The following is a 15,364-nucleotide window of genomic DNA, read 5'->3' as shown; positions in this document are numbered from 1 at the left end:
CCAAGATCACGCTATGTAGTGAAAAAGTTGTGAAGTATCGGGCCCTCTGTGACGGACAGCGAGCGCGGCCAAGATCGACATGTGTGCCGACCGGCCGACGGCCGTCACAGAGCGGACTCGGGCGACACGGCCGTTCGTGTCATGCAACACTGTTCCAGGCCGCACAACGGCCCGAGCGCAAGTACCCACAGTGAGCAAATCCCGGGCAATGGGGTGAGTTCGTCAGCACACTGAGAAGTATGGGTGGCCGGGGTTCAACCCGAGGGCCCTTGCCGCGATGATGGTGGGCGTGGAGTTTTCGCGTGCCATGCGCACCACGTCGGTTGACAAGCCAGCCGGCCTCCACGCTGTGCACTTTGACCACTACCCCTCGTAGCCCCCATGATGTTGTTCGAAGCACCGCCTGAGCCAGAACCGCGCGGCCCCCACCGCGCACCGGGAGTATCGCGATGATGACCTTGACCACCCTCGACACGCTGGCCGCCGGCGAACTGGGCACGGGAAACGTGCGCCAGTGGCTGCTCGACAACGTCATCCCCCTGGTGCTGCTGGCCGTTGCGCTCCTGCTCCTGTGGCTGGGCGGCGGCAAGGGCGACAACGCCGGTGTCATGCGCCGGCTCGCCGGCGTGGTCATCGCGCTCGCCATCATCGGTCTCGCGGTCAGCGGCGCGGGCGTGAACGTGGGCCAGTGGATCGCCGGCCTGTTCACCGGCTGAGGCGGGGCCCGCGTGCGCATCAGGACCGATGACGAGGTTTACCGGGTCGACGCCGTGTGGCTCGGTCCGCCGAAAGCGACTTTTCCCTGGAGAGCCCGGTACGTCGCCTGGCTCATCGGCATCCCGACGTTCTTCCTCGTGCTCGGCGTCGAACGCTGGGCGGGGTGGAGCTTCGGGTTCTTCTCGACGGCGTGGGCGTTCGTCGCCACCATCGTGATCACGCGGCTGCTCACGGCCAAGATCAGCCACGAGCGCCCGCTCGGCGCCGTGGTCGCGATGGCCGGGCGCGAGCTGAACACGCCCCGGGTACGGACCACGGGCACGGGTGGCGCGGTCAGCGCCAGCCGCGTCCGGGTGCGGGCCGAGCGCCCGCTGCCGAAGCACCGCCGAAGGCGGCAGTACCAGCACCACGGCGGCCCGCCGGGTGCCGCTTTCACCCAGGGAGCACCACGAGCGCGCCGGAGCCGGGGCAACCCGGCTCGGGCCGGGAGGTAGTCGTTGTTCGGTCGCGGCGGTAGCCGAGGAAAACGGGGTCGGGACACGCACTCGGGCGCATGGCAACCGCCCGAGCAGGTCCGCGCTTCGCGGAACGGCTCGGGGAACAAGGCACGCCTGCCCGGCGAGGCGGCGATTCCCGCGTATACCCCGTCGATCGCGGTGCGAAGCATCGACGGGCACCTGGTCCGCACCGGCGTCGAGGTCTACGCCTGGTACCGGCTGGCGCCGCAGCGCTGGTCGTTCCGCTCGGACTCGCAGCGGCGCGACCTGATCGCGGCCATCGCCGGCCAGTACGCCGAGCTGCAGGGCCGCTGGCTGCACCTGCGCGTGACGAACCGGCCGTACCCGATCCGGATGTGGGCCGAGGCGCACGTCTACAACGCGCACGGCCGCCCGGCCGACGTCCCGGGCGCGCTGTCCTTCGACGACTACCTGATCGGCGAGCAGCAGCAGCTGATGGGCCGCTCGATGGCCGAAAAAGAGGTCTACCTCGGTGTCCAGGTGCAGACCCGGCGGATGGTCGACCGCGCGGTCGAGCGGGCTGCGCCGGTGCTGCGGAAGATCCTGCCCGAGGCCGTCGACGCCGAGCTGACCGCGCTGGACTCCGAGGTCGAGCACCTCGACCAGGTCATCGGCAGCGCCGGGCTGGAAGGCCGTCCGGTGCACGCCGAGGAGATGTCCTGGCTGATGCACCGGTCCTGCTCGCTGGGCCTGCCGGCGCCGCGGAACATGCCCGCCGTGCCGGGCGCGGCCTGGGAGCCGGAGGACCTGGCCAGCTTCACCGACGCCGCCGACTACTACGCCGAGCCGTACGCGCCGACGGTCACCGTCCGCGGCCGCACCGGCTCCAACGCCGGCGTCTCGCGGCACCTGGCGATCCTCACCGTGGGCCAGATGCACGGCCTGCAGATCCCCGAGGTCGACGACCCGTGGATCCAGCACGCCGACCGGCTGCCCGCCGCGGTCGAGGTGTCCGCGCGCATCTACGTCCGGCGCCCCGAAGAGGTGGCCGGCGAGCTGCAGCGCCAGATGAACAAGGTGCGCTCGCAGGTCAAGCACTACACCGACGAGCACGAGCTCGAGCCGCCGCAGTCGCTGTCCCGGCAGGCCGGCCGGGTACTGGAGATCGACGACGAGATGACGTCGGGCTTCACCGCGCTGGCCACCCGCGTCCGCTCCTGGTGGCGGCTCGCGGTGTCCGGCCCGACCGAGCGCGACGCGCTGCGCCTGGCCCAGCAGCTGCTCGACCTGTACAAGCCGAAGATCGCCATCGAGCACCCGGAGGCGCAGTACGCGATGGCCCGGGAGTTCATCCCGGGCGAGCCGCTGGCCTCGGCGGCGTACATGCGCCGCGGCTCGGTGGTCTGGGCGTCCTCGGCGGTCCCGACGGCGACCGCGGAGGTCGGCGACCGCCGCGGCATCCTGCTCGGCGAGACGTGCACGGCAACCCGCCGCCCGGTGGCCTGGGACCCCTGGATGGCCCAGGAGATCCGCGACGGTTCCGGCCTGACGGCCATGGTGGCGGGCCTGGGTGGTGGTAAGTCGTTCCTCGGCGGCGGCATCGTCTACAAGACGCTGCGCGCGGGGGCGAACTGGACGATCCTCGACCCGTCCGGCCCGCTGTCGCGGCTGTGCGACCTGCCGGAGCTGCGGCCGTACGCGCGGCCGATCAACCTGCTCAACGCCCAGCCGGGGATCCTGAACCCGTACCGGGTGGTCGCCGAGCCGCTGATCGAGCACTTCATGGACGAGGACGACCCCGAGCGCTCCTGGCGTCGCGAGAAGGCCCTCGCGGGCGCGACCCGGCGCCGGCTCGTGCTGGATGTCCTGACGGGTGTCCTGCCGTACGAGGTCTCGCGGATGGCCCAGACCCGGATCGTGCTGCTGCGCGCGGTCCGCGCCGTCGGCGGCCGCTTCGACGCCGACCCCGGCCAGGTAATCGATGCCCTGCGCCGGGATTCGTCGGAACACCACGAGCACGCGGTCGTCGTCGCGGACTTCCTCGACGAGATGCGCGAGCGGATGGCGCTGCTCATCCCGGAGTCCGACGCGGACCCGTACTCGGAGACCCGCGACGACCGGCTGACGGTCCTGACGATGGCCGGGCTGACCCTGCCGAAGGACGGCGTCCCGCGCGAGTACTGGACGGACGCGGAGTCCCTCGGCGTCGAGATGCTGAACCTGGCGGCGTGGCTGACCCAGCGGTCGGTGTACGAGAAGCCGAAGGAGCTGCGCAAGGGCGTCTGGATCGACGAGGCGTTCTTCCTGTCCGAGGTCCCGACCGGCCGCGTGCTGATGAACCGCTTCGCGCGTGACTCGCGCAAGTGGAACGTCCGCGTCCTGCTGTCGTCCCAGATCCCGGCGGACTTCCTGAAGATCCAGGGTTTCGTGGCGTTGCTGGACTCGGTGTTCGTCGGCCGTCTCGACGACGACGACGCCCAGGCCGACGCCCTGCGGCTGCTGAAGGTCCCGGTCGGGGTGGGCTACGAGCAGGTCGTGGCGGCGCTGGGCCGCCGTCCGGGCTCCCAGCAGCGCGGCCTGGAACGCGACATCGAGCCCCGCCAGTTCATCTTCGGCGACGGCGCCGGAGGCGTCGAGCGCATCCGCGTCGACTTCTCGGGCCCGCACCTGGACCACCTGCGGGCGGTCATGGACACGACACCGGGTTCGAAGGACGCGGCGCCTACCCGCCGCCCGGGCAACGAGCTGGCCCTGCCGGCGGAGGAGAAGAAGCCGTACGTTCCCGTGCCCCCGGAGGACGACATCGAGCTGGAGCAGGACTTCGAGCTGGCGGCGGAACTGGAAGTCGGCCTGGCCGACGAGAACCTGCTGGGGTCACCGGACCCGTTGGCATCCGAGACCGGGGAAGTCGAGGGCGGAGTCCAGCCGTCGGGCGGGCAGCAACACGCCCGCACAGGTGGAAAGGGCGGCACCGGCCGGGACGCCGCATGAACACCGTGCTGACGCTGGCGGCCCTGCTGACGTTGGCCGCGGGGTGGCACTCGCTCAAGCGGCGGATCAAGGAAGGTCCGCGGCCGGGGCGGCGCACGCCGGGGCGCAAGGCGACGATGTTCGCGGTCATGCTCGTCCTCGGCCTGCAGGCGATCGCCACGGCGCCGGCGGCGAGCGCCGCGCAGTGCGGTGAGGCGCCGAACCCGGAACGCCCCGGTGCGGGCATGGTCGGCGCGATCGACCCCGCCGAAGGCCACGGCGAGGCGGGCAGCCCGTACGTCGACTACAGCTACGCCGGGTTCGTCTGGAACACCTTCGAGACCAACTGTTCCGGCATCAGCCTGACGCCACCGGGCTCGACGCTCGACACCTGGGGCGGCAACCAGCTGTTCAACCTGGGCAAGAACATCGTCGGCGCGACGAACTCGCTGCACTACACCGTGCTCGAGGGCGGTCTGCTCAACCCGCTCTACAACGCGGTGAAGTCCGGCGCCGAGAAGGTCTACAACAACATCTACGCCCAGCTGTTCGGCCTGGTCGCGCTGATCCTGTCGATCATGATGTTCCGCAACATCTGGCGCGGTGACCTCGCCGCGGTCAGCAAACGGGCGCTGTACGCCATGGCGGGCGTCTGGCTCGCCGCGTCGTCGCTGGCGATGCTGCGGTACTTCGACCCGATCGACAAGGCGATCGTCCAGACCACGACGAACATCCAGGCCGGCTTCGTCGACGACGCCGACAACCGCGTCGTCCGGCACGTGCTGCCGACGAACCTGCACAACGAGATCGTCTACAAGAACTGGATCCGCGGGGAGTTCGGTTCGCCGACCGCGCCGCAGGCGGAGCAGTTCGGGCGTCCGCTGCTGGACGCGCAGGCGTTCACGTGGGCGCAGCTGCGCAACGGCGACGACGGCAACCAGGCCGTCATCGACGCCAAGAAGAACGCCTACAAGGACATCTCCACCAAGCTCGGCCCGGCCACCGGCTACTTCACCGGCGAGGCCGGCGGCCGCACCGGTGCGGGCTTCCTCTCCCTCGGCCAGGCGCTCGTCTACTCGCTCTTCCAGCTCCTGGCCAAGGCGAGTGTCCTGCTCGCCCAGGTCCTCATCCGCCTCTTCGCCCTCACCGCGCCGCTCATCGGCCTCGTCGCGCTCCTGCACCCGGAGATCCTGCGCCGCGTGCTCAAGGTCGCCGGCGGGGTTGCCTTCAACCTCGTCGTGCTGTCGGTCCTGGCCGGGGTGCACGCGCTTCTCCTGCAGGCCATCTTCGACGCCGGCAACTCGCTGAACATGCTCACGCAGATGGTCCTCGCCGGGCTCATCACCGTGCTGCTGTTCATGGTCGGGCGGCCGGTGCGGCGGCTGTGGCAGATGGTCGAGATGTCCGTCAGCATGGTCGGCGCCGCCGTACCGTCGCCAGGGGGCGGGATCTTCTCGCGGTTCAAGCGCAACCGAACCGGCCCCACCCCGCAGGACGAGTTCTGGCAGAACGTGCGTGACACCGACGACGTCGTCGACGGCGAACAGCGCGGTCCGCTCGGCGCCACCGCCGGCGGCGGCCGCTTCCGGCCGGAAGCCACGATCTTCGCCAGCGCCCAGCGCCTCGACAACGGCGCCTCCCGCCCGGCCGCCGCGTGGTCGGGGGCCTGGCCCGGGGCCATCGCCGGCGGTTCCGCGGGCGCGCTGCCCGCGGGCGGCCGGCCCGGCGCTCCCGTGTTCGGCCAGTACAACCCGGCCAACGGCGACGGCGGCGAATACGTCGTCGTCGGGGCGGGCGGGCGTCCGACGCTGCGGGAGGAGAGCCGGCGCGTCGACACCTCGCCGGTGGCCGACCGGCGCTGGAGCGACGAGCCCGAGCCCGTCGTCGTGCCGTCCGACCTGCGCCCGCCCGAGGCCACCTTCAGCGACAGCGCGCCGCGCACCCCCGGTGTGCGCGCCCAGCCGCGCCGGGTCGACCCCGAGGTCGTCGCCGGCAAGCCGGTCTTCGTGCTGTACCGGCCGTCGCGGGGCATCGAGGTCCGCGAGGAGCCGCGCGACACCGACCAAGTGCTGGGGCGGTGACCGACGATGCCGATCCGCACCAACCGCGGCCGCGCCGCGGTCTACCGGCGCCTGTGGGGCTGGCCGCTGCGCTCGCCCCGCCACCTCGTCGGCGCGCTCGTGTTCCTGGCGATCCTCATCACCGCGCTCGGCATCGTGCTGCCGAAGGTGATCGGCAAGCCGCAGGCCAAGGCGTCCCCGGGCACCCCGGGCACGACGACGTCGGCGACGTCGACCGCGCCCGGCATCGCGGCGCCGGTCCCGACGTCGAACCTGCCGACGCGGCTGTCCACGCCACTGGCCACCCCGACGCCGACCACGCCGAACGGCGACGCGATCCGCGTCGCCAAGGAGTGGGCCGCGGCCTGGGTGCACCACCCGGCCGGGATGACGTCCGAGCAGTGGCTGGCGCAGCTCAAGCCGTTCACCACCGAGGAGTACCTGCCGGTGATGAACTCCGTCGACCCGGCGAACATCCCGGCGACGAAGGTCACCGGTGAGCCGGTCGTCGGCACGGCGTACCCGAGCTCGGTGCAGCTGACGATCCCGACCGACGGGCCGAAGCTCGCCATCACGGTGGTGAGCACCAACGCCGGCTGGCGGGTCGCCGACTACGACCAGGCGAGCTGACCGTGCGGCGCCTGGGGCTGTGGCTGGGGCTGGTCGTGTTCCTCGCGATCGGCGCGCTCGCCGTGACCGCGGTCGCCGCGAAGGTCGTCATCGACAACCAGCAGGCGCAGGCCCGGGGCGTCAACCTGATGAGCTGCGACGCCTCGGTCGGGCCGACCCAGCCCGGCCAGGGCGACCGCGGCACGATCGACGCGTCGAAGCTCGACGACGAGCAGCGCGGCATCGTCGCGCTGATCATCTCGATCGGCAAGCAGCGGTCCCTGGCGCCGCGCGCGTGGCAGGTCGCGATCCAGGCCGGGATGACGGAGTCCGGGCTGCACAACCTGACCTACGGCGACCGCGACTCCCAGGGCATCTTCCAGATGCGGCCGTCGATGGGCTGGGGTTCGGTGGCCGAGGTCACCAACCCGACGTACGCGGTCAACAAGTTCTACGACGTGCTCCTCGCGGTCCCGGACTGGGAGAACAAGCGGCCGGGCGACGCGGCACAGGCCGTGGAGCGCTCGGGCTTCCCGGACCGCTACCACAAGTGGGAGCCGATGGCGGCGACGCTGGTGGAGACGGTCGGCCAGGTCACCGACGTCGTCGCCTGCGGCACCGGCCTCGGCGCGCTGCTGCCGCCCAGCCAGGCCGCCGGCCAGGCGATCAGTTTCGCGCTGGGCGAGCAGGGGAAGCCGTATGTGTGGGGCGCCACGGGCCCGAACGCGTACGACTGTTCGGGCCTGATGCTGCGCGCGTACGAGTCGGCGGGCATCATCCTGCCGCGCGTCTCGCGCGACCAGTACCACGCCGGCGCGTACCTCCCGGTGCGCGACGCACAACCCGGTGACCTGCTGTTCCTCGCCACGGATCCCTCGGATCCGACGTCCATTCACCACGTGATGATGTACCTGGGCGACAACAAGATCGTCGAGGCGCAGCAGACGGGCGTCCCGGTCCACATCCGGGACTTCTCGTTCGATGAGGCCGAAGTCGTGCCGCAGGCGGTCCGCCCCGGCGTTTAGCATGGGTCGCGAGGGCGTGGACAGAATCGGCCGATTCACCCGACGTCGCGGCGCTTCCACGGGCAGGTGGCCGCGGACTGGCAGAGGATGGGCACGTGGGACGCAAATTCGGCAGGAGGGGCAAGTCCGGCGCGGGCGAGCCCCGTGACCCGGCGGCGCTGTTCGGCGCGCCTCAGCCGCCCCGGCAGAGCGCGCGTCCGGTGTCGAGTACCCCGCTGGCCGACCAGCTGAGCCAGGGGTACCCGGGCGTGGACGCGGGGTACGTGGTGCTGCCGCGTTCGCTGGCCGAGGGGATGTCGCTGCCGTGGCAGCACCAGATGGCGGCGCTGCTGGCCCAGTTCCACGCGGAGAACGCGGGGCTGGCGTGGCCGATCTACCGGGTGGTCCCCTCCCGCTACGAGAACCTCGCGGACCTCGACGAGGAGCAGCTCGCGGAGGCGGGCTACCTGGTGGAGATGGACGCGGACGGCGAGATGGTCTACCGCGAGCGAAGCGGCCGCAAGGTGCCGGACCCGGAGCACACCTCGGTGCTGGTGTCGTGCCTGGACCCGATCCCGAAGCCGGCCGCCCGCCCGGCACCCCCCGCGGCATCCCCGTCCGGCCAGGCCCCGGCGCCGGCTCCGATGAACATCGGCCCGGCCCCGGTGTGGCGGACGGTGCCGCACCCGCCCCAGCCGGGGCAGCCGGTACCGGGAACCCCGGAGCGGCAGGTGTGGACCCGTCCGAGTCCGGCTGGGCCGTCTGTGTCGCCGCCTGTGCCGTCGGCTTCGGCGCCGTCTTCGGCCGTGGTGGAGCCGGAGTGGGCGGTGACGGCCGAGTCGGACCTGCCGGGCCCGGTGAAGGCCCCCCGCCATGCGGCACCGGAGGCTGTCCAGCCGGAGGCGGTAGCCCGGCCGGAGCCTGAGACCGGTTCGGCGCAGGCGGCAGGTGGGTTCGCGGATCGCCTGGAGGCACCGGCTCCGGCTCCGGTCGCTGCGGCCGAGACGGCGCCGGACGCTATCGCGCCGGCATCGGATGAAGCGGCGGCATCCCCTGAAGCGGAACTGGGGGATGGTGCTCGTCCGGAGGCGGGTGAACCCGCGGTGGCCGAAACGGTGCCGCCGGAGGAGCACCGAGCTGAGGAGGTCGTGGCGACCTCTGGCGAGCGCGAAGCAGGCCGGGCGGAAGGGGCTGTGCCGGTTTCGTCGGAGCCGGGTCTTCCGCCGGTGCCGGATTCTCTTGCGGGGCCGCCTACGGTGCCGCAGGAAGTGGCAGCTGACGTTCCGCAGCCGCAGCCGCAGCCGCAGCCGCAGCCGCAGCCGCAGCCGCCGGCTGTGGCGGCTGGTGTGCAGCCGGCGGCTGAGCCCCATGCGGTACCCGGCGCAGTTCCGCAGCCTGCGGCCGCTTCGGCCGGGATGTCCCCGGATGCCGAACCGCATGGCGCTGCATCGCGCCCCGCAACTCCCTCAGCCGACGTGCCGCCGGCCGCCGAGCCGCAGGCGGAAGCCAGTGCTGGTTCCCAGCCATCGGCTGGCGTGCAGTCGGGTCCTGAATCGCAGGTTGTTGCGTCGGAGCCTGCGGCTGTGTCGGCCGAGGCGCAGCCTCCTGCCGAGCAGCAGGCGGCGCCCGGTGCCGGCTCGCCAGCGGCTGCCGTGCAGTCGGATCCCGAGCCGCACGGTGTTGCATCGCTGCCCGCTGCTGCCCCAACCGACGTGCAACCGACCGCCGGGGCGCCCGCAGCCGGCTCGCAGCCTGCCGCTGCTTCCGCCGACACTCAGCCGGCCGCCGGGGCACACGCCACTCCCGAGCACCCGGCAGATGCCTCCCGGCCTGCCGCTCCGGAGATGCAGCCCCCGATGGTCGGCTCGCACCTGCCCAGGCCGCCCTGGGGTCCCGCCGACCTGCCGGTTCCGAGCGTCGCCCAGGACCCGGCTCCGGCGCACGGCACCGGTCCGGCACCGGAGCCCCCGCAGGTCCCCAACTCAGCCGCACAGCCTGCCACCGGACCGCTGCCGGGGCAGATCCCCAGCTCGCCCACACCGCACGCCACTGGCCCAGACCCCGCGCAAGGCATCAGCCCCCTGCCGGGGCGGATTCCCGGCTCGGCCACACCGCCCGCCGCTGGTCCGGCCCCCCAGCCAGGCGTCACACCCGCGCCGGGCAGCTCCCCGGCGACCTCCGGCTCGGCCACACCGCCCGCCGCTGGTCCGGCCCCCCAACCAGGCGTCATACCCGCGCCGGGCAGCTCCCCGGCTACAGCACCCGGCAGCACCCCGGCGACAGCCGACCCGGCTACGGCACCCGGCAGCACTCCGGCGACAGCCGGCCCGGCCGCACCGCATGCCACCAGCCCGGCCTCCGTCGCACCCGCGCCGGGCAGCTCCCCGGCGCCATCCGGCCCGCCCACAGCACCGGGCAGCACCCCGGCCCCCCAGCCAGGCGTCACACCCGCACCCGGCAGCGGCCCGCACCAGGAGACCGGCGCCCCGACCCAGAACCCCACCCCGCCGGCAAGCCGGAAGCCCGTCTTCCCCGGCCCGGAATCAACCCCTCAGCCCTTCCCCGCCCGGCACGCCGCCCCGGCTCGCCCGGTCTTCCCCGGGCCCGGGACCATGCCGCCCGTCCCCCCGCCGGCGCCGGATGCGCGGCCCGTCTTCCCCGGGCGGGACACGCCCCTGCCGCAACCCACCCGGCAAGAACCCGAAACCCCGCCGCGCGGCACTCCGCGCGGCTGGTTCGACGAGTTCCCCGAAAACAAAGAACCCGAAGAACCGCAGGACTTCGGCCCCACCGGGCAGCCGACCGAGATCCCCTATCGGTACAAGCGCTGAGAGTGCGAACCTAGGACCATGGCCAAAGACCCGAACCCGGACCAGGGGTGGTACTACAACACCCGCACCCACCAGGTCGAGCACCTCGAACGCAGCCGCGGGATCGACCTGCTCGGCCCGTACCCCGACGAGGCCACCGCCCGGCGCGCTCTCGAGATCGCCCGGGAGCGCACCCGGCGGGCCGATGCCGAAGAAGACGACTAGACCGTCAGCCGCGGGCTGAGCACGAACTCCGGGTCCACCTGCGCGGCGAGGTCGGCGCCCGCCCAGGCCGCCGCGTTGCGCAGGTGGAACTCGACCGCCTGGTGCTGGTAGCGCGCCCAGTCGCGCTGCTCCGCGTCGACCGCCGCGCGCATCGAGGCCAGCGTCGAAAGGTTGGCCGGCTCGAGCTCGGCGATCGGGCGGGCCGTGCCGCGCTCCGCCGCCCGCACGTGCCCGGACGCCGAAAGCCAGCCCAGCAACGCCGAGCCGACCTGGTCCTGCAGGAACTCGACGTCCTCCGCGTCCGTGACCTTGTTGCCCACCACCACGAGCCGGACGCCGAAGTCGCGGGCGTAGTCCGCGTACTGGCGGTACACGCCCACACTCCGCACCGTCGGCTCGCACACCAGGAACGTCACGTCGAACCGCGTGAACAGCCCCGACGCGAACGCGTCCGCGCCCGCCGTCATGTCCATCACGACGTACTCGCCGTCGACGTCGACCATGTGGTTCAGCAGCAGCTCCGCCGCTCCCACCTTCGAGTGGTAGCACTTGACGCCGAGGTCGTCCTCGTCGAACTGCCCGGTGACGCCGAGCCGGACGCCGCCCAGCTGCCGGAAGCACGCCGCGAAGACCGGGTTGTCCTCGAACGGGCGGACCAGCCGCGAGCCGCGTCCGGGCGGGGTCGTCTTGATCATCGACGCCGCGTCCGGGATGCGCGGGTTGTCGCCGCGCAGGTAGTCCTTGATCAACGCCATGTTGTCGCCCAGCGTCGGCCAGGCAAGCGCTTCCTCCTCGGTCGCGCCGAGCGCCACCGCGAGGTGCTGGTTGATGTCGGCGTCGATGGCGAGCACCGGCAGGCCGGCGTCGGCGAGGTACGCCACGAACAGCGACGACAGCGTGGTCTTGCCGCTGCCGCCCTTGCCGACGAACGCGATCTTCACGGTCGGGGTCCCCTTCTGGCAATGATGACGGTTTTCATTATTGTCCCGCAACGTACACCCGACCGGCCCGCGCCCGATCGGGCGATCTCCGGGCCGGAACCGGGTTAGGGTTGGGGGGTGCCTCCCCTCGTGATCAGGACACACTCGGCGGGCGGGGACTTCGGCCCCCTGCGTGCCGAGTTTTCGCTGCCGGAGTCCTTCGGGCCCGAGGTGCTGGCCGAGGCGGAGGCGGCGGTCCTCGACCCCCTCGCCAGCGCCGGGCCGCGGGAGGACGCGACCGGCCTGCCGCTGGTCACCATCGACCCGCCCGGCGCCAAGGACCTCGACCAGGCGATGGTCGTCGAGAAGACAGCGCACGGCTTCCGCGTGCACTACGCCATCGCCGACCTCGCCGCCTTCGTCCCGCCCGGCGGCGCGCTCGACCGCGAGTCGCGGCAGCGCGGGCAGACGCTCTACCTGCCCGACGGCAACGTCCCGCTGCACCCGCCGGTGCTGTCCGAAGGCGCCGCGAGCCTGCTGCCCGGCGAGGTCCGGCCCGCGGTGCTCTGGACCATCGAGACCGACGAAGCCGGCGAGCCGACGTCCACCCGGGTGCGCCGCGCGCTGGTCCGGTCCACCGAGCAGTTCGACTACGAGACGGTCCAGGCCGCGCTCGACGCCGGCCACCCGCACCCGTCGGTGGCCGCGCTGCCCGAGCTGGGCCGGCGGCGGCGCGAGCTGGCCGTCCGGCGCGGCGCCGTCGAGCTGCAACTGCCGGAGCAGGAGATCACCGGCGACCCGGACGGCGGCTGGGTGCTCGCCCGCCGCCCGCGCACCGCCGTCGACGCCTGGAACGCCGAAATCTCGCTGCTCACCGGGATGGCCGCGGCGCGGATCATGCTCGACGCGCGGATCGGCGTCCTGCGCACGCTGCCCGACCCGGAACCCGAGGCCGTCGACTGGCTGCGCCGCTCGGCCGACGCGCTCGGCATCCCGTGGGCGCCCGAAACGACCGTCTCGGAGTTCCTGTCCAAACTGGACCCCGGGCAGCCGGCGTCGATGGCGCTCTACGCGGACACGACACGGCTCCTGCGCGGCGCGGGCTACACGGCGTTCGACGGCGAGCTGCCGGCGTTGACGACGCACGCGGGCATCGGTGGCGCATACGCCCACGTCACGGCGCCGATCCGGCGGCTGGTCGACCGGTTCGCGACGGAGATCTGCCTCGCCGTCTCGGCCGGCCGCGAGGTCCCGGAGTGGGTGCGCGCGGCGCTCTCGGACGTCCCGGACCGCATGACGGCGTCCGACACGCTCGCGGCGAAGGTCGAGCGCGCGTGCATCGACCAGGTCGAGGCGTGGGTGCTGGCGGAGCACATCGGCGGCGAGTTCAGCGCGGTGGTGCTGCGCGCGGACGAGAACAAGGCGGAGATCCTCGTCGAGGACCCGACGGTGATGGCGAAGTGCGCGGGGGAGCGGCTGACGGCGGGGGAGCGGATCGCGGTCCGGCTGACCGCGGTCGACGTCGAAAAGCGGAAGGTGTCGTTCGAACGCGCATGACGTACCTGGTCGACGATCTCGGGGAACCGGTGCCGCTGTCCGGACCGGCGTCGCGGGTGGTCTCGCTCGTGCCGTCGCTGACCGAAGCGGTCGAGGTGAGCGCGCCGGGACGCCTGGCGGGCGCGACGGACTACTGCACGCATCCGTCCGATGTGGACGTTCCGCGGGTGGGCGGGTCGAAGTACCCGAAGCTGGACCGCGTCCTCGACCTGGCGCCGGATCTCGTGCTGGCCAACTCCGAGGAGAACCGCCAGGACGACGTGGAACGCCTGCGCGCCAACGGGATCCCGGTGTGGGTGATGGCCGCGGCGGCGACCGTCCCGGCGGCGCTGGGCTCGCTGCGGCGGATCCTGACCCAGGCGTACGAGCTGGACGAGCCGGAATGGCTGGTCACCGCGGAAGAGGTCTGGCGCGACACCCGCCCGGTGCGGTTCCACGCCGTGGTGCCGGTGTGGCGCAAGCCGTGGGTGGTCCTGGGCCGAGACACCTTCGCCGGGGACGTCCTGCGCCGCGTCGGCGTGGCGAACGTGTACGCGACGGCGGAGGAGCGCTACCCGCGTCCGGACCTCGAGGAGCTGCGGGCGCATTTCAAGGCGGACGCGGACCTGCTGGTGCTGCCGGACGAGCCGTACCTGTTCACCGCGGACGACGGCCCGGACCACTTCCCGGACGCGCGGTACGTCCTGGTCTCCGGCCGCCACCTCACCTGGTACGGACCTTCGCTGGTCGACGCCCACGCCGCCCTGTCGGAAGCGCTGGACTAGTCCTCAAGAGTGAGCCGCGGAATCGCTCTCACCGGCGATCCGCTCCGGCCGTGGAAAAACCATGATCGAAGGCACCGAAAGAACCCACCGAGGAGCCTTCACATGATCAAGCACATCGCCGCCGCCCTGCTCGCCGTCACCCTCGCGGGCACCGCCACCCCGGCGTTCGCCGCCACTCCCGGCCCCGCCTGCGTGGCGCCGGAACCCTTGGACACCACCGCACTCGAGCAGGCGATCAAGGGCCTGCCGAACGACGCCGTCAACGCGGCGCTGGTCCGCGCCACCGGCCCGGACGGCTGCTGGACCGGCACCGCGGGTGTCGCCGACCGCCGCACCGGGACGCCGGTGCACCCGGACGCGCGGTTCCGGATCGGCAGCGTCACCAAGGTGTTCACCGCCGTCGTCGTGCTGCAGCTGGTCGCCGAGCACAAGATCGCCCTGGACGGCACCGTGCAGGAGTACCTGCCCGGCCTATTGCCCGCCGGGTACCCCGCGGTGACGGTCCGGCAGCTGCTCGACTACACCAACGGCCTGCCGAGCCCCGTCCTCGAAGACGACCGCATCGAGTACATCGTGGCGCACCGCTTCGACCGCTGGACGCCGGAGCAGTACGTGGCGGCGGCCTTCGCCCAGGGGAGCAAGGAGTTCGAGCCCGGCACGGCGCAGCACTACCGCAACATCGGGTACATCGTCGCCGGGATGCTCGTCGAGAAGGTCACCGGCCGCAGCTACGAAAGCCAGGTCCGGGACCGGATCGTGCGCCCGCTGCACCTGACCGGGACCACCGCGCCGGGGCACGACCCCGCGCTCCACGGCCCGCACGTGCGCGGCTACCAGATCATGAGCGACGGCTCCGTCCTGGACGTGACGCGCTGGGACCAGTCGTTCGGCTGGGCCTCCAGCAGCATCGTCTCGACGACCCGTGACCTCGACGTCTTCACCGCGGCGCTGTTCGGCGGACGGCTGCTGCCGCCGTCGGTCCAGCCGGAGCTGTTCGCCGTGCCGCCGGTCAAGGACGTCTCCGGGAAGCCCGCGAGCTACGGGGCCGGCCTGCAGCGCTACCGGCTGCCGGGCGTCGGCGAGGTCTGGGGCAAGAGCGGTGGCTGGTACGGCTACCTCGCGGGCCTCGGCGGCACGCGCGACGGCCGGCGGCAGCTCGTCTACGGCGTGACCGCGAACGACGCCAAGAACGGCGACAACCCGACGCCCGTCACGCAGCAGATCGTCCTGGCCGGGATGACGCTGGCCGCACGCCGATGACCTGGTCGGC

Annotated in this window: 11 protein-coding genes; 10 read left to right on the top strand and 1 reads right to left on the bottom strand. The window is 72.5% G+C overall.

Going from position 1 to position 15,364, the window contains the following annotated elements; genetic code table 11:
- The first annotated feature begins 449 nt into the window (after positions 1–449).
- The 7 genes from BLW76_RS02775 (at position 450) to BLW76_RS02740 (ending at position 10,853) form a co-directional block, all read left to right on the top strand.
- A complete protein-coding gene (locus tag BLW76_RS02775; protein ID WP_004562703.1) occupies positions 450–716 on the top strand; it encodes a hypothetical protein in 267 nt (88 codons plus the stop codon).
- 12 nt (positions 717–728) lie between these two features.
- The gene (locus BLW76_RS02770; protein WP_091304275.1) at positions 729–1,211 is read left to right on the top strand and encodes a hypothetical protein; all 483 of its coding nucleotides are present in this window, start codon (positions 729–731) and stop codon (positions 1,209–1,211) included.
- 3 nt (positions 1,212–1,214) lie between these two features.
- Positions 1,215–4,166, top strand: a complete 2,952-nt coding sequence (locus BLW76_RS02765) for an ATP-binding protein (protein ID WP_091304274.1) — start codon at positions 1,215–1,217, stop codon at positions 4,164–4,166.
- Positions 4,163–6,226, top strand: a complete 2,064-nt coding sequence (locus tag BLW76_RS02760; RefSeq protein WP_091304273.1) for a hypothetical protein — start codon at positions 4,163–4,165, stop codon at positions 6,224–6,226. Before BLW76_RS02765 ends, BLW76_RS02760 begins: the two co-directional genes overlap by 4 nt.
- 6 nt (positions 6,227–6,232) lie before the next feature.
- The gene (locus BLW76_RS02755) at positions 6,233–6,835 is read left to right on the top strand and encodes a hypothetical protein (RefSeq protein ID WP_091304272.1); all 603 of its coding nucleotides are present in this window, start codon (positions 6,233–6,235) and stop codon (positions 6,833–6,835) included.
- A gap of 2 nt (positions 6,836–6,837) precedes the next feature.
- Positions 6,838–7,839: a C40 family peptidase gene (locus BLW76_RS02750; protein ID WP_091304271.1), complete on the top strand. Its 1,002-nt coding sequence runs from the start codon at positions 6,838–6,840 to the stop codon at positions 7,837–7,839.
- A gap of 2,828 nt (positions 7,840–10,667) precedes the next feature.
- Positions 10,668–10,853, top strand: a complete 186-nt coding sequence (locus tag BLW76_RS02740; RefSeq protein ID WP_091304270.1) for a hypothetical protein — start codon at positions 10,668–10,670, stop codon at positions 10,851–10,853.
- On the opposite strand, the gene BLW76_RS02735 is transcribed toward BLW76_RS02740, so the two are convergent.
- Positions 10,850–11,794, bottom strand: coding sequence for an ATP-binding protein (locus BLW76_RS02735; protein ID WP_091304269.1), 945 nt, complete (start codon positions 11,792–11,794; stop codon positions 10,850–10,852). The genes BLW76_RS02740 and BLW76_RS02735 overlap by 4 nt on opposite strands.
- A 129-nt stretch (positions 11,795–11,923) precedes the next feature.
- Here BLW76_RS02735 and BLW76_RS02730 point away from each other — a divergent pair, with 129 nt between their 5' ends.
- The 3 genes from BLW76_RS02730 (at position 11,924) to BLW76_RS02720 (ending at position 15,354) form a co-directional block, all read left to right on the top strand.
- Entirely contained in the window at positions 11,924–13,330 is a 1,407-nt protein-coding gene (locus BLW76_RS02730; RefSeq protein ID WP_091304268.1) for an RNB domain-containing ribonuclease, read from the top strand.
- Positions 13,327–14,094 carry a helical backbone metal receptor gene (locus tag BLW76_RS02725; protein WP_091304267.1) on the top strand — a complete coding sequence of 256 codons (768 nt, stop codon included), beginning with the start codon at positions 13,327–13,329 and terminating at the stop codon, positions 14,092–14,094. The genes BLW76_RS02730 and BLW76_RS02725 overlap by 4 nt, the downstream gene beginning before the upstream one ends.
- A 102-nt stretch (positions 14,095–14,196) precedes the next feature.
- Positions 14,197–15,354, top strand: coding sequence for a serine hydrolase domain-containing protein (locus BLW76_RS02720; RefSeq protein WP_091304266.1), 1,158 nt, complete (start codon positions 14,197–14,199; stop codon positions 15,352–15,354).
- Positions 15,355–15,364 lie beyond the last annotated feature (10 nt).

The organism is Amycolatopsis tolypomycina (assembly GCF_900105945.1).
GTDB classification, from domain to species: domain Bacteria; phylum Actinomycetota; class Actinomycetes; order Mycobacteriales; family Pseudonocardiaceae; genus Amycolatopsis; species Amycolatopsis tolypomycina.
This window is presented reverse-complemented; position numbering and strand designations above follow the sequence as displayed.

Bases quoted from the DNA above. Each gene is read 5' to 3' on its own strand.
- BLW76_RS02775 (WP_004562703.1), top strand. From the start codon at position 450: ATGATGACCTTGACCACCCTCGACACGCTGGCCGCCGGCGAACTGGGC.
- BLW76_RS02760 (WP_091304273.1), top strand. From the start codon at position 4,163: ATGAACACCGTGCTGACGCTGGCGGCCCTGCTGACGTTGGCCGCGGGG.
- BLW76_RS02755 (WP_091304272.1), top strand. From the start codon at position 6,233: ATGCCGATCCGCACCAACCGCGGCCGCGCCGCGGTCTACCGGCGCCTG.
- BLW76_RS02740 (WP_091304270.1), top strand. From the start codon at position 10,668: ATGGCCAAAGACCCGAACCCGGACCAGGGGTGGTACTACAACACCCGC.
- BLW76_RS02725 (WP_091304267.1), top strand. From the start codon at position 13,327: ATGACGTACCTGGTCGACGATCTCGGGGAACCGGTGCCGCTGTCCGGA.
- BLW76_RS02720 (WP_091304266.1), top strand. From the start codon at position 14,197: ATGATCAAGCACATCGCCGCCGCCCTGCTCGCCGTCACCCTCGCGGGC.